This window comes from Streptomyces sp. NPDC048825 (assembly GCF_043198355.1).
In the GTDB taxonomy this organism is placed as follows: Bacteria; Actinomycetota; Actinomycetes; order Streptomycetales; family Streptomycetaceae; genus Streptomyces; species Streptomyces xiangluensis.
Genome location: NZ_JBICUR010000009.1, coordinates 83,560 through 108,893, shown reverse-complemented (window position 1 = coordinate 108,893; position 25,334 = coordinate 83,560). Strand labels below are relative to the sequence as shown.

23 protein-coding genes are annotated in these 25,334 nt (G+C 70.0%); 10 read left to right on the top strand and 13 right to left on the bottom strand.

From position 1 onward, the window contains the following. Window positions 1–213 precede the first annotated feature (213 nt). Window positions 214–837 (top strand): VanZ family protein, encoded by a 624-nt coding sequence (locus ACGFNK_RS22490; protein WP_393418440.1) that lies wholly within the window; start codon window positions 214–216, stop codon window positions 835–837. A gap of 168 nt (window positions 838–1,005) precedes the next feature. Here the strand turns inward: ACGFNK_RS22490 and ACGFNK_RS22485 are convergent, their stop codons facing one another. Continuing rightward, window positions 1,006–1,242, bottom strand: a complete 237-nt coding sequence (locus ACGFNK_RS22485; protein ID WP_388669201.1) for a hypothetical protein — start codon at window positions 1,240–1,242, stop codon at window positions 1,006–1,008. Window positions 1,243–1,419: 177 nt separating this feature from the next. On the opposite strand from ACGFNK_RS22485, the gene ACGFNK_RS22480 reads away from it, so the two are divergent. Both ACGFNK_RS22480 and ACGFNK_RS22475 read left to right on the top strand, forming a co-directional pair. Beyond that, window positions 1,420–2,454, top strand: a complete 1,035-nt coding sequence (locus ACGFNK_RS22480) for a PHP domain-containing protein (protein ID WP_393418855.1) — start codon at window positions 1,420–1,422, stop codon at window positions 2,452–2,454. 52 nt (window positions 2,455–2,506) lie between these two features. Then, complete coding sequence (locus ACGFNK_RS22475; RefSeq protein WP_393418438.1) at window positions 2,507–3,688, top strand: aromatic acid exporter family protein; 1,182 nt, start codon at window positions 2,507–2,509, stop codon at window positions 3,686–3,688. A gap of 133 nt (window positions 3,689–3,821) precedes the next feature. On the opposite strand, the gene ACGFNK_RS22470 is transcribed toward ACGFNK_RS22475, so the two are convergent. Further along, window positions 3,822–4,799, bottom strand: coding sequence for a phosphotransferase family protein (locus ACGFNK_RS22470; protein ID WP_393418436.1), 978 nt, complete (start codon window positions 4,797–4,799; stop codon window positions 3,822–3,824). 181 nt (window positions 4,800–4,980) lie between these two features. Here ACGFNK_RS22470 and ACGFNK_RS22465 point away from each other — a divergent pair, with 181 nt between their 5' ends. From ACGFNK_RS22465 to ACGFNK_RS22455, 3 genes are all read left to right on the top strand, one after another. Beyond that, window positions 4,981–5,475 (top strand): FBP domain-containing protein, encoded by a 495-nt coding sequence (locus ACGFNK_RS22465; RefSeq protein ID WP_393418434.1) that lies wholly within the window; start codon window positions 4,981–4,983, stop codon window positions 5,473–5,475. 132 nt (window positions 5,476–5,607) lie between these two features. Then, on the top strand, window positions 5,608–6,855 hold the full coding sequence (locus ACGFNK_RS22460; protein ID WP_393418432.1) for an aromatic acid exporter family protein: 1,248 nt from the start codon (window positions 5,608–5,610) through the stop codon (window positions 6,853–6,855). A gap of 90 nt (window positions 6,856–6,945) precedes the next feature. Then, window positions 6,946–8,175 (top strand): lactonase family protein, encoded by a 1,230-nt coding sequence (locus ACGFNK_RS22455; RefSeq protein WP_393418430.1) that lies wholly within the window; start codon window positions 6,946–6,948, stop codon window positions 8,173–8,175. On the opposite strand, the gene ACGFNK_RS22450 is transcribed toward ACGFNK_RS22455, so the two are convergent. Together ACGFNK_RS22450 and ACGFNK_RS22445 are read right to left on the bottom strand one after the other, a co-directional pair. Beyond that, a complete protein-coding gene (locus ACGFNK_RS22450) occupies window positions 8,143–8,868 on the bottom strand; it encodes a DUF2470 domain-containing protein (RefSeq protein ID WP_393418428.1) in 726 nt (241 codons plus the stop codon). The genes ACGFNK_RS22455 and ACGFNK_RS22450 overlap by 33 nt on opposite strands. A gap of 119 nt (window positions 8,869–8,987) precedes the next feature. Further along, on the bottom strand, window positions 8,988–9,827 hold the full coding sequence (locus tag ACGFNK_RS22445; RefSeq protein ID WP_393418426.1) for a pentapeptide repeat-containing protein: 840 nt from the start codon (window positions 9,825–9,827) through the stop codon (window positions 8,988–8,990). Between the two features lie 194 nt (window positions 9,828–10,021). On the opposite strand from ACGFNK_RS22445, the gene ACGFNK_RS22440 reads away from it, so the two are divergent. Continuing rightward, entirely contained in the window at window positions 10,022–10,222 is a 201-nt protein-coding gene (locus ACGFNK_RS22440; RefSeq protein WP_393418424.1) for a DUF5999 family protein, read from the top strand. 36 nt (window positions 10,223–10,258) lie between these two features. Here ACGFNK_RS22440 and ACGFNK_RS22435 read toward each other — a convergent pair whose 3' ends face one another. From ACGFNK_RS22435 to ACGFNK_RS22395, 9 genes are all read right to left on the bottom strand, one after another. Then, window positions 10,259–11,002 carry a PIG-L deacetylase family protein gene (locus ACGFNK_RS22435; RefSeq protein WP_393418422.1) on the bottom strand — a complete coding sequence of 248 codons (744 nt, stop codon included), beginning with the start codon at window positions 11,000–11,002 and terminating at the stop codon, window positions 10,259–10,261. A 78-nt stretch (window positions 11,003–11,080) separates the two neighbouring features. Further along, window positions 11,081–12,382 (bottom strand): alpha/beta fold hydrolase, encoded by a 1,302-nt coding sequence (locus ACGFNK_RS22430; protein ID WP_393418420.1) that lies wholly within the window; start codon window positions 12,380–12,382, stop codon window positions 11,081–11,083. A gap of 55 nt (window positions 12,383–12,437) precedes the next feature. Then, entirely contained in the window at window positions 12,438–13,463 is a 1,026-nt protein-coding gene (locus ACGFNK_RS22425) for a LacI family DNA-binding transcriptional regulator (RefSeq protein ID WP_344397374.1), read from the bottom strand. Between the two features lie 79 nt (window positions 13,464–13,542). Further along, window positions 13,543–14,967, bottom strand: a complete 1,425-nt coding sequence (locus tag ACGFNK_RS22420; protein ID WP_393418418.1) for a BNR repeat-containing protein — start codon at window positions 14,965–14,967, stop codon at window positions 13,543–13,545. Between the two features lie 67 nt (window positions 14,968–15,034). Next, window positions 15,035–15,355 carry an L-rhamnose mutarotase gene (locus tag ACGFNK_RS22415; protein ID WP_388669162.1) on the bottom strand — a complete coding sequence of 107 codons (321 nt, stop codon included), beginning with the start codon at window positions 15,353–15,355 and terminating at the stop codon, window positions 15,035–15,037. 17 nt (window positions 15,356–15,372) lie between these two features. Then, complete coding sequence (rhaS, locus tag ACGFNK_RS22410; protein WP_393418416.1) at window positions 15,373–16,458, bottom strand: rhamnose ABC transporter substrate-binding protein; 1,086 nt, start codon at window positions 16,456–16,458, stop codon at window positions 15,373–15,375. 126 nt (window positions 16,459–16,584) lie between these two features. Beyond that, window positions 16,585–17,589 carry an ABC transporter permease gene (locus tag ACGFNK_RS22405; protein WP_386342976.1) on the bottom strand — a complete coding sequence of 335 codons (1,005 nt, stop codon included), beginning with the start codon at window positions 17,587–17,589 and terminating at the stop codon, window positions 16,585–16,587. Further along, the gene (locus ACGFNK_RS22400; RefSeq protein WP_393418414.1) at window positions 17,582–18,622 is read right to left on the bottom strand and encodes an ABC transporter permease; all 1,041 of its coding nucleotides are present in this window, start codon (window positions 18,620–18,622) and stop codon (window positions 17,582–17,584) included. The genes ACGFNK_RS22405 and ACGFNK_RS22400 overlap by 8 nt, the downstream gene beginning before the upstream one ends. Further along, window positions 18,619–20,136, bottom strand: coding sequence for a sugar ABC transporter ATP-binding protein (locus ACGFNK_RS22395; protein WP_393418412.1), 1,518 nt, complete (start codon window positions 20,134–20,136; stop codon window positions 18,619–18,621). Before ACGFNK_RS22395 ends, ACGFNK_RS22400 begins: the two co-directional genes overlap by 4 nt. Window positions 20,137–20,408: 272 nt before the next feature. Between ACGFNK_RS22395 and rhaI the strand changes: the two genes are divergently transcribed. The 3 genes from rhaI to ACGFNK_RS22380 all read left to right on the top strand — a co-directional run bounded on the left by rhaI (window position 20,409) and on the right by ACGFNK_RS22380 (window position 25,267). After that, window positions 20,409–21,569: an L-rhamnose isomerase gene (rhaI, locus tag ACGFNK_RS22390; RefSeq protein WP_393418410.1), complete on the top strand. Its 1,161-nt coding sequence runs from the start codon at window positions 20,409–20,411 to the stop codon at window positions 21,567–21,569. 198 nt (window positions 21,570–21,767) lie between these two features. Continuing rightward, complete coding sequence (locus tag ACGFNK_RS22385; RefSeq protein ID WP_393418408.1) at window positions 21,768–23,807, top strand: bifunctional aldolase/short-chain dehydrogenase; 2,040 nt, start codon at window positions 21,768–21,770, stop codon at window positions 23,805–23,807. Further along, window positions 23,804–25,267 (top strand): rhamnulokinase family protein, encoded by a 1,464-nt coding sequence (locus ACGFNK_RS22380; RefSeq protein WP_393418406.1) that lies wholly within the window; start codon window positions 23,804–23,806, stop codon window positions 25,265–25,267. The genes ACGFNK_RS22385 and ACGFNK_RS22380 overlap by 4 nt, the downstream gene beginning before the upstream one ends. Window positions 25,268–25,334 lie beyond the last annotated feature (67 nt).

The window sequence follows — 25,334 nt, the reverse complement described above, 5'->3', positions numbered from 1 at the left end:
TCCAAACACCGTCCGAGGATCGCCCAGCGGCGGCGCGCGACGCGTTCGTGCCCGGAGTGCCCCGGTATCGCGGAGGGAAACTGTGCCGAAACGGTGCCCAGTAGCGCGGAGGCAGGCTCTGCGGGGGCTGGTTCGGACCGGCCGGTCGGCATCGTCGACCGATTCGGGGGTAACTGTCTTTATTGAAGCGTCACTTGAACGCTGGAGGGTTGCATGGCCAGTGCCCCGAAGTCACGTTCGAGCACCCCGAGATCAGGTTCAAGCGCCCCGAAGTCCCGCTCAAGCGCCTCAAAAGCTCGCCCGAGCACCGCGAAGTCCGGCTCCCGTACGGCGAAGTCGGGCCGTAAGCCGGCGCCCGCACCGAGCGGCGGACGTCCCCTGCCACTGCTCGTACGCCTGCTGGTGCTGGTGGTCGCCGTCACCGCCATGGTGGCGTTCGCCGCCGCACTGGCCCGGATCACACTCCAGCCCTCGCCCGCATCCGAGGCGCTGACGCACAGCAATCTGCACCCGGGCCGCTCCCTGCGGGCCTACTTGGACCAGCCCGAACTCCGCGACGCGGCCAAGCAGATCGGCGGCAACCTCGTCCTCGGCGTCCCCTTCGGGATTCTGCTGCCCGTGGTACTCCCCCGGGCGCGGGGAATCCTGCGGGTGATCGCGCTGACCGCGGCGGTGATGCTGCTCGTCGAGCTGGTGCAGGGGGCGCTGGTCACCGGGCGCGCCTTCGACATCGACGACGTACTGCTCAACATCACCGGGGCGATGGTCGGTTACCTGCTCCTCGGCAGGCGTATGAGCCGGGCCGTGCACCCACGTAAGCCCAAGGGCCCGGCCTGAACCGTGACGGGTTCGCTCGCCTCGCGACGGCTGGACCAGCGCCTTCGCGAGGAGGGCGGCGGCCTCGGCGACGAGTGGTTCGTCCAGCGTACTGCCAAGACTCCGCCGCCTGGGCACGACCAGCCACAAACGGCCCGCAGCCTTCGAACCGCATTTCCAGCGGAGCGCCTAGCGGCGCGTCCACGTGTGTTTGTCGCCACCCACCCAGCGGACGACCTCCGGGTCGTCGGCGTCGTGCACCGGGATGCCGTACGCCGCGGCGGCGACCAGGACGTCGGTGAAGGACTTGGCCTCGCCGATGACGGCGCCGTCGATCTCCACGATGCGGAAGGGAGGGTCCCCGGGCTGGACGCCCAGCACCATGATCCGCGGGTGCGAAATGTAGGGGCTTGCGCTTTCAGTCATGATCCCACCGGTTCCACACGCGTGCCGCCGGTAACCCTGCCGTGGCGGCGATGTCAGTCGTGGCACTCGGCTGCGCCGAGAGGGCCCGCGGCCGAACGAGGGTCGCACTTCATGGTGGCACAGCAGAGCTCCGGCGGCCGCTGTGCGGAGCCGAGCGAGTGGCGCGACGCTGGTGACATGGACCCGGCCGAGGCCCTGGACCGGATCGCGTTCCTGCTGGAACGGTCCCAGGCCCCCACCTATCGCGTACGGGCGTTCCGCACGGCGTCGAACGCGGTCGCGGCGCTGCCCGCCGAGGAAGTGGTCCGGAGGGCGGCCACCGGATCGCTGGAGTCGCTGAAGGGCGTCGGGCCGAAGACCGCGCAGGTGGTGCGAGAGGCGCTGGCGGGTCAGGTGCCGGGGTATCTGGAACGGCTGGAGCAGGAGGCTCCGGATCCGCGGGCACAGGGCGGTGGGCGGTTGCGGTCGTTGCTGCGGGGCGACTGCCATATGCATTCGGACTGGTCGGACGGAGGGAGTCCGATCGAGGAGATGGGGCGGGCGGCGGCCGGGCTCGGGCACGAGTGGGCGGTGCTCACCGACCACTCGCCAACCCTCACGATCGCGCGCGGGCTGTCCCCGCAGCGGCTGCGGGAGCAGCTCGGCGTGGTGGCGGAACTCAACGCGCGCTGGGCTCCGTTCCGGCTGCTGACCGGCATCGAGTGCGACATCCTCGAGGACGGTTCGCTGGACCAGGAACCGGAGTTGCTGGACCGGCTGGACGTCGTGGTGGTCTCGGTGCACTCGAAGCTGCGGATGAACGCGGCGGCGATGACCCGCCGTATGGTCGCCGCCGTACGGGATCCGCGCTCCGACGTGCTCGGGCACTGCACCGGCCGGCTCGTCAGCGGGGGCGGGCGGCCGGAGTCGGAGTTCGACGCGGACGCGGTCTTCGCGGCCTGCGCCGAGTCGGGGACGGCTCTCGAGATCAACTGCCGTCCCGAACGGCTCGACCCTCCGCGCCGGCTGCTGCGCCGTGCCGTCGACGCGGGTGTGCTGTTCTCCGTGGACACCGACGCGCACGCACCCGGCCAGCTGGCCTGGCAGGGGTACGGGTGCGCGCGGGCCGAGGAGTGCGGGGTGCCCGCCGAGCGCGTGGTCACCACCTGGTCGGCGGACGAGCTGCTGGCGTGGGCGCGGCATCGGGAACTGCCAGGTGGCGTGAGCTCGTAGCCGAGGGGGCCGGGATGCGTGCGCGTTCCGTTTCTCCGGTTACCCGGCCCGGATGATCCATGTGACTGAGGCCAAGGACCGGGTGCGGAACGAGATGCGGACCGTGGCCGAGGCCGCACGGCGGGCGGCGCGCGAGCCGGGCAGAGAACGGGACCTCGTCGTGCAGTCGCTCAAGGCCGCCGCGGCGGCGCTGCTCGCGTGGACCGTGGCGGACGAATGGCTCGGCGACCCGATGGCGCTGATGGCACCCTGGGTGGCGGTGGTCCTGGTGCAGGCCACGGTCTACAGCTCGCTGCGGCAGGCGGCCCAGCAGTTCGCGGCGATCTGCGTCGGCACGCTGCTGGCTTCGGCTGCACAGGTCCTCACGGGGAACACCCTGGCCGCGCTCGCGCTGTCCGTCCCGGTGCTGATGCTGCTCGCCAACTGGCCCCGCTTCGGTGACCAGGGCATCTACGCCACGACCACCGCCCTGTTCACCCTCGCCTCGGACACCGTGACGAGCTCCGCGATCAGCCATCGGCTCGCTCAGGCCGCCCTCGGGGCCGTCATCGGGGTGGCCGTCAACGCCCTGGTCCTGCCACCGGTCCACCTGCGCAACGTACGCGAGAACCTGGCAGCTCTCGCGCAGGAGACGGGCGACGTACTGACCGATATCGCCGAGAACCTGCGGCAGGGCGACTGGGACGCGTCGACCGCCGCGCACTGGTCGCGCGCCTCCGCCCGCCTGGCGCGCCGGCTCGACGATCTGCGGGCGGCCAGGCGCTGGAGCCAGGAGAGCCTGCGGCTCACTGGGCACTGGCTGAGGGCGTTCCACCGGGTGCCGCTGGATGTTCCGGCGGCGGACGAGGACGAGCGGTGGGGCAGGATCACCGGGCATGTGGCGGCGCTGATCCGGGCCCTGGCGGTCTCCGTCGACGGCGGACGGACCGCCGGCCCACCGGACGGAGCGGCCCTTCACCGTTACGCCCGGCTGCTCGCCCTGCTCGGGGAGGCCTGCCACCGCGAGGGCCGGAGGAGTCTGGAGCCGGACGGACGCCGGGACGGTTCGGATGCGTACGCAACGGACCGCCGGGCCGAGGCGACGATGCGGGAACTGCACGAAGCGCTGCAGACGAGCCTGCGGGACCACGCCGGTCTGGGCGCGCCCCGCGCCGCGGTCCTGGGCACCCTGCTGCTCCAGGCCGAGAACATCTGGGCCGAGACGGAGCGGCCGAGCCGGGCGCCTCGCTCGTGACACATATCACGGTTGACCTGCACGTACCTGGGAACCTCGGCCAGTGGTTTCCCGTTAAATGAGTCGTGGGACCCCGACCGTGATTCCCCCGTCCGGTCGGGGTCTCTTTCCATTCCGCGCCCCGGCCGGAGGCTCAGCAGTCGAGCGCGTCCAGGGCAGCGATCAGTTCCGGAGAGACGGTCTCGCGGACCCAGGACCCGCGCTCGTTGCCCGAGGCCCGGGGGACGGTCTCGATGAGCATGATCAGGTAGAGGTAGCTGCGGTAAAGGGCGAGGCGTCGACGGGCGGCCGAGGTGAACACGGCGTGGCCGCCCGCCTCTCGATAGCCCGTCAGGAACGCCTCGTCCTGCTCGATGTCGCCGAGCAGCGCCAGCGAGACGAAGTCCGCCAGTGGATCTCCCCAGAACATGCGCTCGCCGTCGATCAGCCCGCCGATCACGGGTGCCGCGCCGCCCTCCGGACGCTCGACCAGAATGTTCCCCCGCCACAGGTCGAAGTGCACGAGGCACGGCTCCGAGACCTCGTCGAGCGCGTCGTACGCGGCCTTGGCCGTCCGGGCGATCTCGTCCACCGGTCGCGGCAGCCACGCACGATAGCGGCGGGCGTCGTCCAGAACGGCGTCGTACATCGTGGTGAAGGCCGTACGCCAGTCGTCGGCCAAGGGCCCGAGGGCACCGGACGGGTATCCGTAGCCGGGCCCGGTCACCCGGTGGAGTCGGGCCACCTGGCGACCCAACTCCTCACGGAGAAGGACCTGTTCGCCGTACGTGACGGAGTCGCCCCACGGTTCACCCGGGCACGCCGTCATCAGCAGATAACGCCCGGTGGACGCGGCTCCGTCGAGACAGACGCCCACCACACGCGGTGCGGTCACGTCGACTGTGGCGGCGGCCCGGTAGAACTCCGCTTCGGAGGCAAGCAGTTCACGCTCATGACTCATGCCGGGGTCGGTAGGCGGGGGCGGGACCTTCAGCACGTAACGACTGCCGTCGTCGAGCAGAAGCTCCTCGACCGCGTTGTACGTCCCCCCGTCCAGCGACCGGCACCGGACAAGCCGTTCCCCCGGCACCCCGACCGCCTCAAGAACTTGCCGAGCCCGCTCCTCCGACATCCTGCCCCTCCCCGTTCATGATCCGACGTACGGCTCCGGTACAGCGTACGGTCCCCGAAATTCGTTAGCTCTCGGCAATACGGCTATGTACCGTAGGCTAAAACCTAGTCACCCTAGGTTTTGCGCCGGTCCGAGTCGACCGGCTTGCCCACCGCCCCGACTCCCCACAAGGACCCGCACGATGAGACCACTCACCGAGCAGGACATACGCAACTCATTCATCAACTGCTCGAAGGGAGAGGCCAAACGCCTGGCGATACCGCGTGACCTCGCCGAACGCCCGTGGAGCGACCTCGACTTCCTCGGCTGGCGAGATCCGGGGGCGCCCGATCGCAGCTATCTCGTCACCGAGCGCGAGGAGCGACTCGTGGGCGTCACCCTGCGCTTCCCGTCCTCGCGGCGCGGCTTCCTGCACCGCAGCATGTGCTCCCTGTGCATGACGACTCACCCTGGCAACGGCGTCTCGCTGATGACGGCGCGCAAGGCGGGCGCGGCAGGACGCGAGGGCAACTCCGTCGGCGTGTACATGTGCGCCGACCTGGCGTGCTCGTTGTACGTACGCGGGAAAAAGGTCCCGGAGTCCGTACTCCGCATCGAGGAGAGCCTCACGGTGGAGGAGCAGATCGCCCGGGCGACCGGCAATCTCTCCGCCTTCCTGGACAAGCTGTACGCCTAGAAGGGCTGGCCCGGCCCGCCGAACGGCCCCGTGTCAGACTGGCCGCTCGGCCTGCGTGTCCCCGCCGTCGTTCCGGGTCAACCGCGCCGTCGGAGACGTTCGGTGGGGCTACGGAACGGGAAGTTGCCTGAGATGCGGGATGTACGTGAGGCATGGGCCGCCGCCGCGGCCCGGGTCGTGAAGTGGCGCCAGGAGCCCGTTTTCGTCCAGACGGTGCGGTCGGCCGCGGCCGCGACGGTCGCTTACGTGGTCGCGCTTCAGTTCAGCCCGGAGGTGGCACCCCTCACCGCTCCGCTGACCGCACTCCTCGTCGTCCAGGTGACCCTCTACTCCACGCTCACCACCGGCGTACGCCGAGTGAACTCCGTGGTGGCAGGCGTCCTCCTCGCCATCGCGTTCAGTGCGATCGTGGGACTCACCTGGTGGAGCCTCGGCCTGCTGATCCTCGCCTCGCTGGCCGTCGGCCACCTGGTGCGGGTCAGCGAGTTCGTCCCCGAGGTGGCGATCAGCGCGATGCTGGTCCTCGGTGTCACCAGAGTCGGTGACACGGCCTGGGCGCGGGTGCTGGAAACGGTCATCGGCGCCGTGGTCGGGCTCGGCTGCAATCTGCTCTTCTCTCCCCCGGTGTGGGTGGGCGCGGCCGGAGAGTCCATCGAGGATCTGGCCCGCCGTATGCGGCAGTTGATGCTGCTGGTCGGCGAGGAGGCGGGCGGGCGCACCCCCGTGGCGTACGCGGCGGAACGCCTGTACGAGGCCCGCCGCCTCGACCACGACATCGTCGAGGTGGACGCGGCCCTCAAGCAGGCCGAGGACAGCCTGAAGCTCAATCCCCGCGTACGCGAAGGGCTGCTGCACCGGGTCGTCCTGCGGACCGGCCTCGACACGCTGGAGATCTGCACGGTGGTCCTTCGGGTACTCGCCCGCAGCCTCACCGACCTCGCCAGGCTGCGTGAGCCCGAGCCGCTGTTCGAGCGCGAGACCGGCGCGACGGTGGAGCAGTTGCTGGCCGAGGTCGGTGACGCCGTGGTCAGCTTCGCCGTCCTGGTGACCACCGATGTCAGCCGCAGCGCGGAGTCCGCGGAGGCCCGGCTCGCCACCGAACTCGCCTCGGCGACCGCCACCCGCGACAAACTGGCCCAGCTCATGCTCGACGAGGTCCAGCGGGACGCGCGCCAGTGGCAACTGCACGGCGCGGTGCTCACCGAGGTCACCCGGATCCTCGACGAGCTCGACATGGAGCGCCGCTCCGATCGGCTCCTGGAGGAACTGGACCGCTGCACGCGCGAGCAGAGCGAACGCATGCCCAGCCTGACCCGCCTGCGCCGCCGTATGCGGGGGCTCCGCCGGAAGCCTCGTACCGCCTCGGACCGAGCTGCCTGACCCGCCGCTCGGAGCCGCATTTGCCCCGCACCGCCGCGAGCGGCCAAGGTGGCTGTCACGGCCGTGGCGATCGAGACCAGAGGTGCGGGCATGAGCAAGGGTGTGGAACCGGCGCGAGGCGCGCTCGGCAGGCGCCGTTTCGTCGGGGCGCTCGCGGCAGCCGCGGTGACCGCCCCGGCCGGCTGCGGCACCCAGGACACGCAGGACCGCCCCGAGGCCGGCACCACCTCCACCCCCGCGCGCGCCACGTCCCCCTCGCCCTCCGCGAAGCCCCGCCCCACCGGCCCCCGCCCCCTGTTCCTCGGCACGTACACCTCGGCCGAGGGCGGCGGCACCGGCATCGGACTCGCGACGTACGACGTCACGACAGGCCGTATCACCGGCAGGGGAACCCTCACCGGCATCGGCGACCCGTCCTATCTCGCGGCGCACCCGGACGGCCGTACGCTCTACGCCGTCAACGAGCGTGAGGACGGCGGTGTGACGGCGGTCCGGCTGTCAACGAGCGGACGGCACAAGGTACTTGGCACGCGCCCCACGGGAGGTGCCGCTCCCACTCATCTGTCCGTGCACCCCGGCGGGCGCTGGCTGCTGAGCGCCAACTACGGGTCCGGCAGCGTGGCGGTGCACCCCATCGAGGCCTCGGGCGCGCTCGGCGGGCGGACGGACCTGGTGACGCACTCGAGCCCGCCGCCGGGCCCCGGCCAGGAGGGGCCGCACGCGCACCAGTTCATCACCAGCCCGGACGGCGGCCATGTGCTCGCGGTCGATCTGGGCACGGACACGGTCTACACATACCGCCTGGACGAATCCGCGGGCACACTCCGCCCTGTCTCCCAAGGCCGCACGCACCCCGGCGCGGGTCCGCGCCATCTCACCTTCCACCCCGGGGGCCGCTTCGCCTATCTGGCGAACGAGCTCGACAACACGGTCACCGTGTGCGCCTACGACCCGGCGACGGGGCGGCTGACGCCGGGTGATCCGCAGTCCACGGGCACGGGCGGGGGCACGAGTTACCCGGCGCAGTTGCTCGTCACTCCGAAGGGCTCGTACGCGTATCTCGCCAACCGCGGCCACAACAGCCTGTCCCGGTACGCCGTCGAGGCGGACGGGGCCCGGCTGCGCCTGCTGGACACCGTGCCGGTGCGCGGCGACTTCCCGCGTCACATCGCCTTCTCGCCGGACGGGAACCTGCTGTTCGCCGCGAACCAGAAGTCGAGCACGGTCAGTGTCTTCCACGTCGACGGGAAGTCCGGCGAACTCCGGCCCGCGGGCGAGCCGTTCGCGTCACCCGTCGCCGTCTGTGCGCTGCCGCTGTAGGGCGCGGGGGCAGGTTCCGGCGCTCGCCTGGGCGAGGAGGATGTGCATACGTTCCGTCAGCTGGCCGAGGTCGTCGGCGGGCCGGTGGAAGGGCAGTCGTACGTCGCCGTGGCCGCGGGAGCGCTCGATGCGCAGGGTCAGCGCGTGCCGGTCGACGGCGAGCGGCTGGACGCGTACCGCGCCGTGCAGGCTGTCGGGCTCGACGAGGCGGGTGAGCCGCTCGACGGCGTCCGGGTGGGCGTCGGCGAGGTGGGTCAGCAGCCGGGCCTCGGCGGTGGCCAGCGGGTCGGGTTCGGCGTGGGCGTACTCGTCGCGGTCGACCACGACCGCCCCGCCGGAGTCGCGCAGCACGATGCGGGTCGGGCTGAACGTCAGGTGTCCCTCCTCGGGCGCGAACCAGCCGGCCATCCAGAGCCGGGCGCGGATGCGGTTGCGTACGGGGACGGGCGCCACGTCGGCGAACTCCAGGACGGCGGACGGCTCTCCGCGTGGCGCGCAGATCGCGGCCGTGGTGAGCATGCTGTCGTCCGGCAGATGCAGCAGCACGCGGCCGTCCTCGGCGACGGTGTGGACGCCGATGAACTCCTCGCGGCCGCCCTCGGCGGTCACCGCGCAGGACCATGCCGTGGCGAGCACGGAGCGGGCCCGCTGTGCCGTTGCCGGCACGGCGGTCCAGGTGTGACGGTCACCCATCCCAAACCTCCCTTAGGTAAGCCTTGCCTAACCTACCGAAGATCGAGGCTGACGCCAACCACGTCAGGCCCTTTTCACAGGAAAAAGGCCCATCGCCCTCAGCAGACGGCCGTTCGCCCTCAGAGCTGCGCGGTCCAGTGCACCGGGCGGCTGACCGCCCTCGGCAACTTCGTGCTCCCGCTGCCCCGGGCCGAGTTGAGCTGGGGCTGGGTGAGGAAGAAGGCGTCGGTCAGGTCCGCGTCCGTGAGGTCGGCGTCGCGGAGATCCGCACCGATGAGGTCCGCGCCCCGCAGATCGGCGCCGGTCAGGTCGGCGGCGATGAGGTAGGCGCCGCGCAGGTTGGCACCCCTGAGGTCGGCCCCCTTGAGGCGGGCGCCCATCAGGTCGGCGCCCCGGCGGTCCTTCTTGCGGCCACGGGTACCCGAGCGCACCAGCTCGCTCGTCCGCAGCAGGAGCACGTTGACCTCCTGCCGGTGCGCGCCCACGTCCAACTCGCCCAGTTCCTGCGGGGCTTGGCGGGTGAGCCGCTCGGTCTCGCGGAGCAGTCGGCGGAGGTCGGCGTGGACCGGGCGAGCGGCGGGCAGGGACAGTGCCTCCGTCAGGTACCAGAGCAGTTCATGGAGTTGCCGTACGACTGGAAAGACGTCGAACATCCGCCGGGCGTGCTCCCGCGTCCCCGTCCGCCAGTCCTCCCCGCCGAAGGTGACCTGGGAGACCTGCTGTCCGGCGCCGAAGCAGTCGTAGACCGTGCAGCCGGTGAAGCCGCGCTGCCGCAGCTCGGTGTGGATGCCGCAGCGGGAGTCGGTGCCGAGGTGGGAGCAGGGCTTCCCCGCCTTCTTGTCGACCGCGAAGTCCGCCGAGGCCGAGAAGGGCAACGCGACACAGCAAAGGCCGAAGCAGCGGGTGCAGTCCGCGCGCAGATCGTGGAGGGCCGGGAGGTTGACGGGCTGGTCGTGCATGCCGGTCAGCGTACGTGGGCTCGGTCCGGCCCAGCCAACTCCCCGTCTCGACCATCCAACTCCCCTCCACCGAACGAATCCTCACCGATGAATTTCCGGCCCTGTGGGGGTCTCCACATACAGAAGAAAACAAGCTCCGCTACTACAGAGATACGAGCCCGAAGGCACGCGCCACACAAACCGAGGAGAGCGTCATGTGCACCCACCAGCCCCTGTGCCCGACCGCCGAGAGCCCCGACCACCACGCCGCCGTGATCGTGTCCGCGCATCCCGAGCAGGGCTGGTACCGGCTGTGCAACGGAACCATCGTCTTCGACGACACCGGCGAACTCCTCCCGGACGGCAGCGTCGTCAACCCGCTCCGCGCCCTCGGCACCCTGACCGTGGCCGCCTGATCCACCGGCTGACTGACTGACCTGCCGGCTGAACAGCTACCGGCCGAAGAGCTCGAAGGCCACGGCCGGCTTCCCGCCGAAGCGCTCGCCCATCGACTCCGCGAAGCCGATCAGGAAGCCACGTACGTATGTCTCAGGGTCCTCGTCCGTCAACACCTCGATGTACGTGCGGTGTTCGAGGAGAGACCGTACCGCCCGCTCCAGCCCTGGCGTCGCGTCCACCGCGTGCGTGGGGCTCGCCGAACCGGCGACGGCGACCCAGCGGACCCCGTTCCAGGGTTCGAGTCCCTGGTCGGCCAGTTCGGGGAAGATCCACCGGTTCCCCGCGTCGGCGGCGGCGTCGAGCGTGGCCCGTCCCACGGCGACATGGTCCGGGGTGTTCCAGCCGACCCCACCCCACGTGTCGCGGTGGTTGAGGGTGATGACCAGTTCGGGCCGGTACTTGCGGATCGCTGCCGCGATGTCCCGCCGAAGCGCGATCCCGTACTCGACGACCCCGTCGCTGTGGTCGAGGAACTCCACCTCGCTCACCCCGACGACGGCCGCACTGGCCAGCTGCTCCCGCTCCCGCAGCGGCCCGCACTCGGCAGGGTCCAGCGTGTCGATGCCCGCCTCACCACGGGTCGCCAGCACATACGCGACCTCCCGGCCCGCGTCCGTCCACGCGGCGATCGCCGCCGAGCAGCCGTACTCGAGGTCGTCCGGGTGGGCCACCACGGCAAGGGCGCGCTGCCAGTCGTCGGGCATGGGCTTGAGCTGGTCGACAGTCGATTCCGTCATGCTCGGCTCCGTCATGGTTCGCAGATTAGCGGCGCCCGGTCGTACGCGCCGGGCAAAAACCAGGCCCGTGACAGTCGTTCAGACCTCGTCCCGCGACATGGCGATCAGCCGGTCCAGTACGCGCGAGCCGCCCGCCCGTACCCCGTCGTGCTCGAACTCGTTCGTCACCCACGCACGCAGGCCCCGGATGCTCCGCGCCGTCTCCAGCGAGTGCTCGGTGTCGACGTACATGTCGTCGTGGTACACGGCCGCGGCGACGGGGACCTCGTTGGCGGCGAGGCGGTCGGGGTCGTACAGCGGCAACCAGCCCCTGTTCTCGGCCAGGTCCTCAGCGGTCTCGCGCAGCGGGCGCAGCGCCGGGTCGCAGTCGAAGGTCCACGGGTGCACGGACTCGCCCGTGAACAGCAGCGGTCCGTCGCCCGCGAGTGTCTTGGCCGCGTCGAACTGCGGGAACTCGGCACGCACCCGCTCCGCGGCCCAGTCGGTGGGCCCGGCGTCCTGCCCGTAACAGGCCTCGTGGACCAGCGCGTACAGCGGGTGGCCCGCGAACGACAGCAACCCCTGTACCTCCTCCTGGAAGGCGTCGGAGAGGGCCGGGCCCTGCGGGGTGCGGACGAAGGCGTCCTCCAGGAGGTAGTGGAGGCGGTGGCTGCCGTCGCTCTTGCCGAGGACGATGCCGAGGGACTGGAAGGCCTCGACGGTGAGCCGGTAGCCGTTCGGCAGGACGACGTCGTGCGCCAGCAGGTGCTCGGCGATGCGCCGGGCCCGCTCGACGTCCTGCGGGTAACGGGCGTAGTGCGCGACCACCTTGCGCTCGATGCGCGGGTACGCGGCCCGGTAGATGTCGTCCGCGCCTGCGTCCAGGGAGGGCAGGCCGCCGGTGATCAGGGCGGCGCGCAGGCCTTCGGGCGCGAACGACAGGTAGGTCACCGTGCAGAAGCCGCCGAAGCTCTGGCCGAGAACCGTCCATGGCCGGCCCCCGGTGACCGTGGGGCGGATGGCCTCGCAGTCGCGGACGATGGAGTCGGCGCGGAAGTGTGCGAGATAGTCGGCCTGTTCACGCGCGCCGCCGCGCAGCGGGAGCGTCTGGCGGTTGGCGGGTGTGGAGTTGCCGGTGCCGCGCTGGTCGAGCAGCAGGACCCGGTACTCCTCGAGGGCGCGGCCGAGCCAGGCCTGCTTGCCGATGAAGCGGTTGGCGCCGAAGCCGGGGCCGCCTTGCAGGTAGACCATCCAGGGCAGGTCACGCTCAGCTTTTCCGGTGGCGACGACTTCACGGGCGTACAGCTCGATCGTCTCCCCGCCCGGGTCGTCGTGGTCGAGGGGCACCGTGAAGCGGCGGTCGGTGAGGACGACGCCGGGCTGACGGTAACTGACGCTCACTGCGGCTCCCGAGGACGTTCGGACGCTTCCGGGGCCAGTTCAGCACATGGTCTCCTCAGCGCGGGGGCAGGCTGGAGCGGCGTACGACGAGTTCCGGCTGGAGTACGACCCTTCGGTGCTCGTGCGGGACCGGCGCCGTCTCGGACTCGGTCTCCTCCAGGAGGAGTTCCGCGGCGAGCGCACCCATGGTCACGGCGGGCTGCCGTACGGAGGTGAGGGGGACGGCTGCGGCGGCCGCGAACTCGATGTCGTCGTAGCCGACGATCGCGAGGTCGTCGGGGACGGAGACGCCGGCCGCGAACATGGCCTGCAGGACGCCGAGCGCGAGCAGGTCGTTGGCGCAGAAGACGGCGGTCGGTCGCTCGGCGAGACCGAGGAGCCGGGCGCCGGCGTCCCGGCCCGCGGCCACGTCGAGCCGCTCGGTGGGCAGTTCACGAAGGCGGTCGGCGCCGAGCCCCGCCTCGGCCAGCGCGTTCAGCGCGCCCGTGCGCCGGTCCCTGACCTGGTTCAGTCCGGGCGGCCCGCTCACATACGCGATGGAGCGGTGCCCGGCGTCGATCAGATGCCTTACGGCCAGCGCGCCGCCCGCCACGTCGTCGACCGAGACCGAGCACTCGGTGGCGCCCTCGGCGACCCGGTCGACGAGTACGAACGGGATGCCGTGACGGCGGAACGCCTCGATGTTCCGCCCGGTCGCGTCGGCGGGCGTCAACAGCACGCCCCGTACCCGCTGTTCGGCGAACAGCGACAGGTACTCGGCCTCCTCGCCCGGGCTCTGCGCGCTGTTGCAGACCATCACGCCGAGGCCGGCGTCACGGGCGGCGCGCTCGGCGCCGCGTGCCACGTCCACGAAGAACGGGTTGCCCATGTCCAGGACGAGCAGGCCCATGATCCGGCTGCGTCCGGCCCGCAGCTGCCGCGCCGACTCGCTGCGGACATAGCCGAGCCGGTCTATCGCGGACAGCACGCGGGCACGGGTCTCGGAGGCGACCGTGTCCGGCCGGTTGATCACGTTCGACACGGTGCCCACCGAGACTCCGGCGACACGGGCGACGTCCTTTATACCCACCGAATGAGCCATCAGGCAGGGACCTCCAAGGTGACGGGGGGCGGCAGGCAGACCCTCACATTACCGGCGCGCCCACCGCCACGAGCAGCACTCACGCGGGCAGCCGGAAGTCGACGACATGGAGCGCCGAGGGCGTCGTACCGCTGGACTTCTCCTGGTACATGACCGACAGGACCCCGTCCTGCGCGATGCGCATCTCGTCGATCACTACCTCGCCGAAGGCATTGAGCCCGGCGCCGTCGAACAGGATCCTCCAGTCGGTGTGTCCGGAGGCCACCGAGGCACCGGCGATCCGGCCGAACGGGAAGATCGCGTACGCGTTGTTGTACTTGTCGAGGACGAGCTTCGTGCGCTGGCTGGAGTTCAGCGGCACCGGTATCTCGGTCTTCTGCCAGGCGCCGGACGAGCTTTTGCGGACAAGGAAGGCACGGCCGTTGGCCGTGCGGTTGGCGACGTAGTTCGTCGTGCACTGGCCGAAACGGCCGGGTACGTAGCTGATGATGGCGTGCGGGCGGCCGGCCGAGTCGATGAACTGGCTCTCCTGGTTCATCAGGGAGTGGTCGGCATTGAGCGGATCCACAACGAGCCCTGCGTCGGTGACGGAGACGCGGTCGGAGCTTCCGGTGGTGCCGACGACTGCGCCCACGTTGTTGCGCCAGGTGCGGCCCCGGTCGTCCGAGTAGACGTAACCGGTGTCGTGGTTGGTGATGCCGCCGCCGTTGCACATCACGGCGCCGTTCTGCTCGCGCCACGTGAACATGGCGTGCAGGCGCCCGTTGCCGTCGTAGTCGATGCCGTGCAGGTACATGTTGCGGGCCGTGCTGGAGCCGTGCTCGCTGGTGTAAGTGCCGGTGGAGCTCGTCCACTCGCCGAGGTTGGTCCACCTGGTGCCGTCGTACTCGGCGAGCGCGTTGCGGCCGTTGCCGGAGACCGCCACGCGGTAGCTGAGCTGGAGCCTGCCCTCGGGAGTGGAGATGAACTGCGGGTATGTGAACTGCGAGGTGAGCGCCAGCCCGTCGAGGGTGGACTGCGGTGCGCCGAAGCGGCTCGTGGTCCAGCTCAGCCCGGCGGGGTTGTCGAGGAGCCCGGCCGCCGACTTGACGTAGGTGAAGCCGTCGCTGTGCGAGTCCATGTTGAGGTGCAGCCGGCCGTCGGTCTTCGAGACGCCCATGGAGATCACGTTGTGGGAGTCGTTGTAGCGCAGGGTGTGGCCGACCTTGACGGTGGACCAGGTGCTCGCGCCGAGGGCGCGGCGGCCGACGACGGCGTTGCGGTCGGCGGTGTACCAGGCGGCGTACTGGTAGCCCTTGTAGGTGAACAGGCCGTTCTTCTGGAACGAGTTGTTGTTGACCAGACCGTCGTACGACACGAAGAAGAGGGCCTGCGCGTCCAGGCGGCTGCTGCCGATGCGGGTGACCGAGGGGCCGGGGTCGGCGGCCCTTGCGGCACCGGCGCCGACGACCGGGCCGGCCACGGCACTGAGGATGGTGCCGGCCAGCAGCGTACGTCTTCTCATCTCGGGGGACTCCTTTGTCGGGCGAGATCGAGCACTTCAGTCAGGTGGGTTGTGCCGAGCGGTTCTGTCACGCGAGGTGGAACACCTCGGTGAGCGGTTTCATGGCCTCGTCGGGGCGGGCGCCGTCCAGCGACTCGAAGAACGGCGCCATCTCCGCCTGCCAGCGGGCGTTGACCTCGGTGGCCTCCATGCCGGCCACGGCGGCCTCGAAGTCCTCGGTCTCCAGATAGCCGACGAGCAGGCCGTCCTCGCGCAGGAAGAGCGAGTAGTTGTGCCAGCCGGTGGCCGAGAGAGCTTCGAGCATCTCCGGCCACACGGCGGCGTGCCGCTCGCGGTACTCGGCGATCCGGTCCTCGCGGACCTTCAGCAGAAAGCACACGCGCTGCATCAAGGACCCTCCGGGGCCTAGAAGTTGAAGTCGTCGATGTTCTTCGCGTCGAACACGGTCGGCTTGCCGAGGTTGATCACGCCGTCCTTGCCGATGGTGTACTCGCCCATGTCACCGGCGGTGAACTTCTCGCCCTCCTTGCCGGTGATCTGGCCCGAGGCCAGTGCCACGGACGTACGCGCGGCCAGCTCGCCGAGCTCCGCCGGGTTCCACAGCTCGAAGGCCTCGACGGTGCCGTTCTTGACGTACTTGCGCATGTCGTTCGGGGTGCCGAGGCCCGTCAGCTTGACCTTGCCCTTGTACTTGGAGCCGGACAGGTACTGGGCGGCCGCCTTGATGCCGACGGTGGTCGGGGAGATGATCCCCTTCAGGTTCGGGTACTCCTGGAGCAGGCCCTGGGTCTGCTGGAAGGACTTCTGGGCGTCGTCGTCACCGTAGGCGACCTTGACGAGCTTCATGTCCTTGTACTTGGGATCCTTGAGCTCGTCCTCCATGAAGTCGATCCAGACGTTCTGGTTCGTCGCCGTCTGCGCGGCGGACAGCACCGCGATCTCGCCCTTGTAGCCGATCTGTTCGGCGAGCAGCTGCACCTCGGTACGGCCCAGGTCCTCGGCGCTGGCCTGTGAGACGAAGGCGTTGCGGCAGTCGGGCTTGGTGTCGGAGTCGTAGGTGACGACCTTGATGTCGTTGCTCATGGCCTGCTTGAGCGCGGTGCACAGGGCACCCGGGTCCTGCGCGGACACGGCCATCGCGTCGACCTGCTGCTGGGTGAGCGTGTTCACGTAACTCACCTGGCCGGCGGTGTCGGTGGCGCTGGACGGGCCGACCTCCTTGTACTTGGAGCCCAGCTCCTTGAGGGCCGCCTCGCCGCCCTTGTCGGCGGTGGTGAAGTACGGGTTGTTGACCTGCTTGGGCAGGAAGCCGACGGTCAGACCCTTCTTCAGTTCGGCGTTCGGGTCGGCCTTGCCGGCAGTGGCGGCGGCGCCGCCCTCCTTGCTGACGTCTTCCTTGGTGGTGCCGCCGCCGCAGGCGGTGGCGGCGAGGGCGAGCGAGGTGACGGCGGCGAGCGCGACGGCGCTGCGGCGGATCGATGACTTGCGCATGAGGGGATCCTTTGAACGGAGGTGAGTGTGGCGCGCCCCAAAGGGGCGCGGGGCTGTTATTGATTTGCGGCTCCGCCGCGTGGGCGCGACCAGCCACGGACGGCCCGCAGCTTTCGAACGGCCCTTTCAGCGGAGCGCTGCCGCTTTTCGGCCCGCCCTCGCGATGGAGATCTGCCGTGCGACCCTGGGGCCGAGCACGGAGACGACGAGCAGTACGCCGGTGACGACGATCTGCGACTGGGCGGAGACGTCCTGGATGCTCATCACGTTCTGCAGCGCGCCGAGCAGGAAGACTCCCGCGATCGCGCCGCCGAGCGTGCCCTTGCCTCCGTCGAAATCGATGCCGCCGAGCAACACGGCGGCCACGACGGAGAGTTCGAGCCCGGTGGCGTTGTCGTACCGGGCGCTGGCGTAGTGCAGGGCCCAGAAGATGCCGGTGAGCGAGGCCATCAGGCCGGTCAGGGTGAACAGGATCAGCTTCTGCCGCTTCACCCGGAGGCCGGCGAACCGTGCGGCCTCCTCGCTCGCGCCGATCGCGAAGAGCGAGCGCCCGAACGGGGTGGCGTGCAGCGCGACCACGGCGATCGCGAGCAGCACGAGGAAGGGGAAGAAGGCGTACGGGATGAAGGTGTCCCCGATGCGTCCGGACGCGAAGTCCAGGTACTGGGCGGGGAAGTCGGTCACCGCGTCCGAGCCGAGCACGATCTGTGCGATGCCCCGGTAGGCGGCGAGGGTGCCGATGGTGACGGCGAGGGAGGGCAGCCCGAGCCGGGTCACCAGCAGGCCGTTGATCAGCCCGCAGACCACGCCGAGCAGCAGGCAGATCGGGATGATCGTCTCGATGGTCATGCCCTGGTTCCACAGCGCACCCATCACGGCACCGGACAGGCCGGCTGTGGAGGCGACCGAGAGGTCGATCTCGCCGGCGACCACGAGCAGCGTCATCGGCAGGGCGATCAGCGCGATCGGCAGGGTGTTGCCGATCAGGAACGACAGGTTGAGGGCGTTGCCGAAGCCGTCGACGGTGGTGAAGGACAGCAGCAGTACGACGATGAGGAGGGCGCCGACGGCGGAATCCCACCTTTTCAAGGAGGACCAGCGGACGGCGCGCGCGAGGGGCGAGTCAGCCATGGCGGGCGTTCCTCTTCTTCAGGGCGGACGCCACGCGCAGGGCGACGATGCGGTCGACCGCGATGGCGAGGATGAGCAGGATGCCGTTGATGGCGAGCACCCAGACCGAGCTGACTCCGAGGGCGGGCAGCACGCTGTTGATGGAGGTCAGCAGCAGGGCGCCGAGCGCGGCGCCGTAGACGCTGCCGGATCCGCCGGTGAAGACGACGCCACCGACCACCACCGCGCTGACGACGGTGAGTTCGTAGCCGTTGCCGGTGCCGGAGTCGACGTTGCCGAACCGGGCCAGGTACAGCGCGCCGGCGAGACCCGTGAGGGCTCCGCAGAAGGTGTATGCGACCAGGATCCGCTTGCGTACCTGGATGCCGGCGAGCCGGGCGGCCTCCGGGTTGGAGCCGAGCGCGTACAGCTCGCGTCCGCTGCCGAAGTGCTTGAGGTAGTAGGCGGTGGCGATCAGTACGGCCAGCGCGATCAGGGCGAGATAGGGCACCGCCCAGATGCCGCCGGAGCCGAAGTCCGCGAATCCGTCGGGGAGATCGGCCGCCGTGATCTGCCGTGAGCCGACCCAGATCGAGTCGATGCCGCGGATGATGTAGAGCGTGCCGAGGGTCACGACGAGGGCGGGCACCTGGCCGAGGCTGACGAGCAGTCCGTTCAGCAGCCCGATGCCGACTCCCAGCAGGACCGCGAGGACGATCGCCACGACGGAGTTGCCGCCGCCCTGGAGGTACGTACCGGCAGCGAAGGCGCTGATGCCGAGGGTCGAACCGACCGACAGGTCGACGTTCCGGGTGATCACGACCAGCGACTGGCCGGTGGCGACCAGCATCAGGATGGTCGCGTTCAGCAGCAGGTCCTTGATGCCCTGCTCGGACAGGAACTCGCTGTTGCCCGCCTGGGTGACGGCGATCATCGCCAGGAAGACGACCAGGATGGCGAGTTCGCGCATCTTGAAGACCCGGTCGACAAGTCGCGTACCGCTCGACTTCTCCACGTCGGCGGGGGGCGCGGGGTTGGGAGCCGTCACCGTCATGCGGCGGCCCTCCCCGTGGCTGCGGCCATCACGGTTTCCTCGGTGGCTTCGGTGCGGGGGATCTCGGCGGTGATCCGGCCCTCGTGCATCACGAGCACGCGGTCGGCCATGCCGAGGATCTCGGGCAGGTCGGAGGAGATCATCAGTACGGCGACCCCGTCGGCGGCCAACTCGCTGAGCAGCCGGTGGACTTCGGCCTTCGTACCGACGTCGATGCCGCGCGTCGGCTCATCGACGATCAGTACCTTCGGGCCGGTGGCGAGCCACTTGGCGAGGACGACCTTCTGCTGGTTGCCGCCGGACAGCGTGTTGACGGTGTCGGCGATGCGGGCGTACTTGACCTGGAGCTTGACGGCCCAGTCGAGGGACCGGCTGCGCTCGGCGCCGCGGTCCATGAGGCCCGCCTTCACGGTCGTACGCAGCCCGGTCAGGCCGATGTTGCGCTCGATCGACATGTCCATCACGAGGCCCTGGGCCCGCCTGTCCTCGGGGACGAGGGCGAGCCCGGCGGCCATGGCGGTGGACGGCGCGCCGTTGGTCAGCGCCTTGCCGTCGATCTCGACCTCGCCGGCGTCCCACCGGTCGACACCGAAGACGGCACGCGCCACCTCCGTACGACCGGCTCCGACGAGCCCCGCGAGTCCGACGATCTCGCCGCGGCGGACGTCGAAAGAGATGTCGGTGAAGACGCCCTCGCGGGTCAGCCGGCGCACGCTCAGCGCCACCTCGCCCGCCCGCACCTCCTGCTTGGGGTACAGCTCGTCGAGATCGCGACCGACCATGCGGCGTACGAGATCGTCCTCGGTCATGCCGTCCAGCGGCTCGCTCGAGATCAGGGCACCGTCGCGCAAGGTCGTGACCCGCCGGCAGATCTGGAAGATCTCCTCCAGGCGGTGCGAGATGAACAGCACCGCGGCGCCCTGCTCGCGCAGGGTGCGTACGACTCCGAAGAGACGGGCCACCTCGCTGCCGGTAAGAGCGGCGGTCGGCTCATCCATGATCAGGACGCGGGCGTCGAAGGAGAGGGCCTTGGCGATCTCGACGATCTGCTGATCGGCGATGGACAGTCCGCGCGCCGGACGGTCCGGGTCGAGTTCGACACCGAGGCGCTGCATCAGGGCCAGCGTCGCGGTGTGCGTGGCCTTGTGGTCGATACGGCCGAGGGCGCGGCGGGGCTGGCGTCCCATGAAGATGTTCTCGGCGATCGACAGATCGGGGAAGAGCGTGGGCTCCTGGTAGATCACGGCGATGCCCGCGTCCCGGGCGTCGGCCGGACCGTTGAAGACAGTGGGCTCACCGTCCAGCAGCACCTGGCCGGCGTCCGGTCGGTGCACCCCGGCGAGCGCCTTGATGAGGGTCGACTTGCCCGCGCCGTTCTCTCCGGCGATGGCGTGCACCTCGCCGGGGAACAGCTCCAGGGACACGTCCCGCAGGGCGCGTACGGCACCGAAGGACTTCGAGATGTCCTTCAGCGCCAGCACCGGGGCCGGACCCGTGTCGGACGGGTGGGTCATGAGGGCTCCTCAGCGACGCGGGGCGGGGGCCTCACGACGTCGTGAAAGGTTTCAACTGGATTGCCGGGACGTTAGACAGGTCACGCAGGTCACGTCAATGGGTACCGGGCGAAAATTTCGATAGCCAGTGGTCACAACCAAGTCACGAAACGAAGTCCGTGCAGGAGGGCTTGACAGTCCTTCGGACGGCTCATAGCTTCGCGTTCTGAATCGTTTCAGACAGGCACCCTTCAGAAGACGTCTTCCAGACCCGAAGTCACAGGAGTCCCGAAGTGACCGAGCTCGCCGCGGTGAAGGCCGCCCTCAAGACCCAGGCCGTAGAGACGCCGTCATGGGCGTACGGGAATTCGGGGACCCGCTTCAAGGTGTTCGCGCAGGCCGGAGTCCCGCGCAATCCTTTCGAGAAGCTGGACGACGCGGCACAGGTACACGCTTATACGGGCGTCGCGCCGACCGTGGCGCTGCACATCCCCTGGGACAAGGTCGACGATTATGCCGCGCTGGCCAAGTACGCGCAGGACCGCGGCGTGAAGCTCGGCACCATCAACTCCAACACCTTCCAGGACGACGACTACAAGCTCGGCAGCGTCTGTCACGCCGACGCGGCGGTGCGGCGCAAGGCCCTTGATCATCTGCTCGAGTGCGTCGACATCATGGACGCCACAGGGTCCAAGGACCTGAAGCTGTGGTTCGCGGACGGCACGAACTACCCCGGCCAGGACGACATTCGCGAGCGCCAGGACCGGCTCGCGGAGGCACTGGCCGCCGTGTACGAGCGGCTCGGTGACGACCAGCGGATGCTTCTTGAGTACAAGTTCTTCGAGCCCGCCTTCTACACGACGGACGTTCCGGACTGGGGTACGGCGTACGCGCACTGCCTCAAGCTCGGGCCGAAGGCGCAGGTCGTGGTGGACACCGGGCACCATGCGCCCGGCACCAACATCGAGTTCATCGTCGCGACGCTGCTGCGCGAGGGGAAGCTCGGTGGGTTCGACTTCAACTCGCGCTTCTATGCCGACGATGACCTGATGGTGGGGGCGGCGGATCCGTTCCAGCTGTTCCGGATCATGTACGAGGTGATTCGGGGGGGTGGGTTCACGCCCGACGTCGCGTTCATGCTCGATCAGTGTCACAACATCGAGGCGAAGATTCCGGCGATCATTCGGTCGGTGATGAATGTGCAGGAAGCCACGGCGAAGGCGCTCCTGGTGGACCGCGACTCTCTTGTCTCCGCGCAGCGGTCGGGTGACGTTCTTGAGGCGAACGCCGTGCTCATGGATGCGTACAACACGGACGTGCGGCCGTTGTTGCGCGAGCTGCGCGAGGAGATGGGGTTGGACCCCGACCCCATGAGGGCGTACCGCCGGTCTGGGTGGGCTTCGAAGATCGCTGAGGAGAGGGTCGGGGGTCAGCAGGCCGGCTGGGGGGCGTGATCGGCTGTATCGCGTCTGCCGAGTAAGGACCGTTGCGGGCTGCGGGCCGTCTGTGGCTGGTCGCTCCCCCACTCTCGAATTCGCTCGAGCGGGGGACCCCCATCGCGGCGGAGCCGCACATTGATACAGCCCCGCGCCCCTGGAGGGGCGCTCCACTCACCCTCCGCTGACAACATCACGTAAGGACTGATCACACCCATGGCACCCCACCCCGAAGCCGATGCCCTCCTCGCCCGTTCTCACCGGCTCGGCGCCGATCCCCGTAACACCAACTACGCCGGCGGCAACGCCTCCGCGAAGGGCACTGACACCGACCCCGTGACCGGCGGCGACGTCGAGCTGATGTGGGTCAAGGGATCTGGTGGCGATCTTGGCACCCTGAAGGAGTCGGGGCTGGCCGTTCTCCGCCTCGACCGGCTGCGGGCGCTCACCGAGGTGTACCCCGGCGTTGAGCGCGAGGACGAGATGGTGGCCGCGTTCGACTACTGCCTGCATGGGAAGGGCGGTGCGGCTCCCTCCATCGACACCGCCATGCACGGGCTCGTGGACGCGGCCCACGTCGACCACCTCCACCCCGACTCCGGTATCGCGCTCGCGTGTGCCGCCGACGGGGAGAAGCTGACCGCCGAGTGCTTCGGGGACACCGTGGTGTGGGTGCCGTGGCGGCGGCCCGGGTTCCAGCTCGGGCTGGACATCGCGGCCGTCAAGGAGGCCAATCCCCAGGCCATCGGGTGCGTCCTCGGTGGGCACGGGATCACGGCGTGGGGCGCGACCTCCGAGGAGTGCGAGCGGAACTCGCTGCACATCATCCGTACCGCCGAGGCGTTCCTTGCCGAGCGCGGCAAGGTTGAGCCGTTCGGGCCGGTGATCGAGGGATACGCGGCTCTCGGCTCCGTCGAGCGGAAGGAGCGTGCGGCTGCGCTGGCGCCGGTCATCCGTGGCATCGCCTCGCAGGACCGTCCGCAGGTCGGTCACTTCACCGACTCCGGGGTGGTCCTCGACTTCCTCGCTAGCGCCGAGCACCCGCGTCTCGCGGCTCTCGGCACCTCCTGCCCCGACCACTTCCTGCGGACGAAGGTCAGGCCGCTCGTTCTCGACCTGCCGCCGACCGCTTCCGTCGATGAGTCGATCGCCCGTCTCAAGGAGCTGCACGCCGAGTACCGCGAGGAGTACGCCGCGTACTACGAGCGCCACGCTCTGCCCGACTCCCCCGCTATGCGCGGCGCCGACCCGGCGATCGTGCTCGTGCCCGGTGTCGGCATGTTCAGTTTCGGCAAGGACAAGCAGACCGCGCGGGTGGCCGGCGAGTTCTACGTCAATGCGATCAACGTGATGCGCGGGGCCGAGGCGGTCTCTGCGTACGCGCCGATCGAGGAGTCGGAGAAGTTCCGGATCGAGTACTGGGCCCTTGAGGAGGCCAAGCTCCAGCGGATGCCGAAGCCCAAGCCGCTCGCCACGCGGGTCGCGCTGGTGACGGGTGCGGGCAGCGGAATCGGCAAGGCGATCGCGCAGCGGCTCGCGGCCGAGGGCGCGTGTGTCGTGGTCGCGGACCTGAACGCCGAGGGGGCCGCGCAGGTCGCCGAGGAGCTGGGCGGCCCTGACAAGGCCGTGTCCGTCACGGTCGACGTGACCTCCGAGGAGCAGATCGCCCAGGCTTTCAAGGCGGCGGTGCTCGCCTTCGGCGGGGTCGACCTCGTGGTCAACAACGCCGGTATCTCCATCTCCAAGCCTCTGCTCGAGACGACGGCGAAGGACTGGGATCTCCAGCACGACATCATGGCCCGCGGTTCCTTCCTCGTCTCACGCGAGGCGGCCCGGGTGATGACCCAGCAGGGCCTGGGCGGCGACATCGTCTACATCGCCTCCAAGAACGCCGTCTTCGCGGGCCCCAACAACATCGCGTACTCGGCGACCAAGGCCGACCAGGCGCATCAAGTCCGGCTGCTGGCAGCCGAGTTGGGCGAGCACGGGATCCGCGTCAACGGCGTCAACCCGGACGGAGTGGTGCGCGGCTCGGGCATCTTCGCGGGCGGCTGGGGCGCACAGCGCGCCGCCACCTACGGCATCGAGGAGGAGAAGCTCGGCGAGTTCTACGCCCAGCGGACCATCCTCAAGCGGGAGGTTCTGCCGGAGCATGTGGCGGGCGCCGTATTCGCCCTGACCGGTGGGGACTTGACCCACACCACGGGTCTGCACATCCCCGTCGACGCCGGCGTCGCCGCCGCCTTCCTGCGATGACGGCTCCGATCTCGGCTCAAGTGAAGTCGTACGCGGCGGTCGACCTCGGCGCGTCCAGCGGGCGCGTCATGGTCGGCCGCGTCGGGCCGGACTCACTCGGCCTCACCGAGGCGCACCGCTTCCCGAACCGGCCGGTGCGCACCCCCGAGGGGCTGCGGTGGGACATCCTCGCGCTGTACGCCGGTGTCCTCGACGGTCTGCGTACGGCAGGGCAGGTCGACTCGGTCGGCATCGACAGCTGGGCCGTGGACTACGGGCTGCTGGACGCGGACGGGGCGCTGCTCGGCAACCCGGTGCACTATCGCGACACGCGCACCGAGGGTGTCGCGGAGAAGGTGTGGGCGACGGTTCCGGCGGACGAGCTGTATGCGCGGACGGGCCTCCAGTACGCGCCCTTCAACACGCTGTACCAGTTGGCGGCGGCGCGCGAGTCGGCTCAACTGGCTCACGCCGAGCGGCTGTTGCTCATCCCTGACCTGCTGACGTACTGGCTCACGGGCGAGGCGGGCACGGAGCTCACCAACGCCTCGACGACCCAGCTGATCGACCCGCGCACCGGCGACTGGGCCAACGACGTCGCCTCGCGCCTGGGCATCGACCTCGGGCTCTTCGCACCGCTGCGGCGGCCCGGAGATCCGGCGGGCCTCCTGCGCCCCGAGGTCCTGGAGGAGACCGGGCTGACCGGTCCGGTCCCGGTGACCACGGTCGGTTCGCACGACACGGCGTCCGCGGTGGCCGCCGTCCCGGCCACCGGCGGAGAGCGCTTCGCGTACATCTGCACGGGCACCTGGTCGCTCGCGGGCCTGGAGCTGGACGCGCCCGTGCTGACCGAGGCCGGCCGGGCGGCCAACTTCACCAATGAGCTGGGCCTTGACGGCACGGTCCGTTATCTCCGGAACATCATGGGGTTGTGGCTGCTCCAGGAGTGTCTACGGGCCTGGGGGGACCCGGAGTTGGCCGAGTTGCTGCGCGCGGCGGCCGACGTCCCGCCGCTCAGGTCCGTCGTGGACGCCGGGGACGCGGCGTTCCTGGCCCCCGGCCGCATGCCCGCACGGATCGCCGACGCGTGCCGGGACTCGGGCCAGCCCGTGCCCGAGTCCCCCGCCGAGATCACGCGCTGCATCCTCGACTCGCTCGCCCTCGCCCACCGCCGGGCGATCACCGAGGCCCAGGCCCTCGCCGACCACCCGGTCGACACCGTCCACATCGTCGGCGGCGGCACCCGCAACGCCCTCCTGTGCCAGCTGACGGCGGACGCCTGCGGCCTCCCGGTCGTGGCGGGCCCGGCGGAGGCCGCCGCCCTGGGCAACGTCCTCGTCCAGGCACGGGCGGACGGTTTGGTCGGCGACCGTACGGCGATGCGGCAACTCCTCGCTCGTACGCAGCCGTTGGAGCGGTACGAACCGCGGGGCGACACGGCGGCGTGGCGTGCGGCAGAGGCCCGGCTCACCGCCCGGTGAGCCGGAACAGCCGAACGGGGGCCCGGTGGGCCGGGCCCCCTCCCCGCCGGCGCCTCCACGTCGTAAC

Coding starts and splice junctions, on each gene's coding strand:
- ACGFNK_RS22490 (WP_393418440.1), top strand. CDS start 214: ATGGCCAGTGCCCCGAAGTCACGTTCGAGCACCCCGAGATCAGGTTCA.
- ACGFNK_RS22485 (WP_388669201.1), bottom strand. CDS start 1,242: ATGACTGAAAGCGCAAGCCCCTACATTTCGCACCCGCGGATCATGGTG.
- ACGFNK_RS22480 (WP_393418855.1), top strand. CDS start 1,420: ATGGACCCGGCCGAGGCCCTGGACCGGATCGCGTTCCTGCTGGAACGG.
- ACGFNK_RS22475 (WP_393418438.1), top strand. CDS start 2,507: ATGATCCATGTGACTGAGGCCAAGGACCGGGTGCGGAACGAGATGCGG.
- ACGFNK_RS22470 (WP_393418436.1), bottom strand. CDS start 4,799: ATGTCGGAGGAGCGGGCTCGGCAAGTTCTTGAGGCGGTCGGGGTGCCG.
- ACGFNK_RS22465 (WP_393418434.1), top strand. CDS start 4,981: ATGAGACCACTCACCGAGCAGGACATACGCAACTCATTCATCAACTGC.
- ACGFNK_RS22460 (WP_393418432.1), top strand. CDS start 5,608: ATGCGGGATGTACGTGAGGCATGGGCCGCCGCCGCGGCCCGGGTCGTG.
- ACGFNK_RS22455 (WP_393418430.1), top strand. CDS start 6,946: ATGAGCAAGGGTGTGGAACCGGCGCGAGGCGCGCTCGGCAGGCGCCGT.
- ACGFNK_RS22450 (WP_393418428.1), bottom strand. CDS start 8,868: ATGGGTGACCGTCACACCTGGACCGCCGTGCCGGCAACGGCACAGCGG.
- ACGFNK_RS22445 (WP_393418426.1), bottom strand. CDS start 9,827: ATGCACGACCAGCCCGTCAACCTCCCGGCCCTCCACGATCTGCGCGCG.
- ACGFNK_RS22440 (WP_393418424.1), top strand. CDS start 10,022: ATGTGCACCCACCAGCCCCTGTGCCCGACCGCCGAGAGCCCCGACCAC.
- ACGFNK_RS22435 (WP_393418422.1), bottom strand. CDS start 11,002: ATGACGGAATCGACTGTCGACCAGCTCAAGCCCATGCCCGACGACTGG.
- ACGFNK_RS22425 (WP_344397374.1), bottom strand. CDS start 13,463: ATGGCTCATTCGGTGGGTATAAAGGACGTCGCCCGTGTCGCCGGAGTC.
- ACGFNK_RS22420 (WP_393418418.1), bottom strand. CDS start 14,967: ATGAGAAGACGTACGCTGCTGGCCGGCACCATCCTCAGTGCCGTGGCC.
- ACGFNK_RS22415 (WP_388669162.1), bottom strand. CDS start 15,355: ATGCAGCGCGTGTGCTTTCTGCTGAAGGTCCGCGAGGACCGGATCGCC.
- rhaS (WP_393418416.1), bottom strand. CDS start 16,458: ATGCGCAAGTCATCGATCCGCCGCAGCGCCGTCGCGCTCGCCGCCGTC.
- ACGFNK_RS22405 (WP_386342976.1), bottom strand. CDS start 17,589: ATGGCTGACTCGCCCCTCGCGCGCGCCGTCCGCTGGTCCTCCTTGAAA.
- ACGFNK_RS22400 (WP_393418414.1), bottom strand. CDS start 18,622: ATGACGGTGACGGCTCCCAACCCCGCGCCCCCCGCCGACGTGGAGAAG.
- ACGFNK_RS22395 (WP_393418412.1), bottom strand. CDS start 20,136: ATGACCCACCCGTCCGACACGGGTCCGGCCCCGGTGCTGGCGCTGAAG.
- ACGFNK_RS22385 (WP_393418408.1), top strand. CDS start 21,768: ATGGCACCCCACCCCGAAGCCGATGCCCTCCTCGCCCGTTCTCACCGG.
- ACGFNK_RS22380 (WP_393418406.1), top strand. CDS start 23,804: ATGACGGCTCCGATCTCGGCTCAAGTGAAGTCGTACGCGGCGGTCGAC.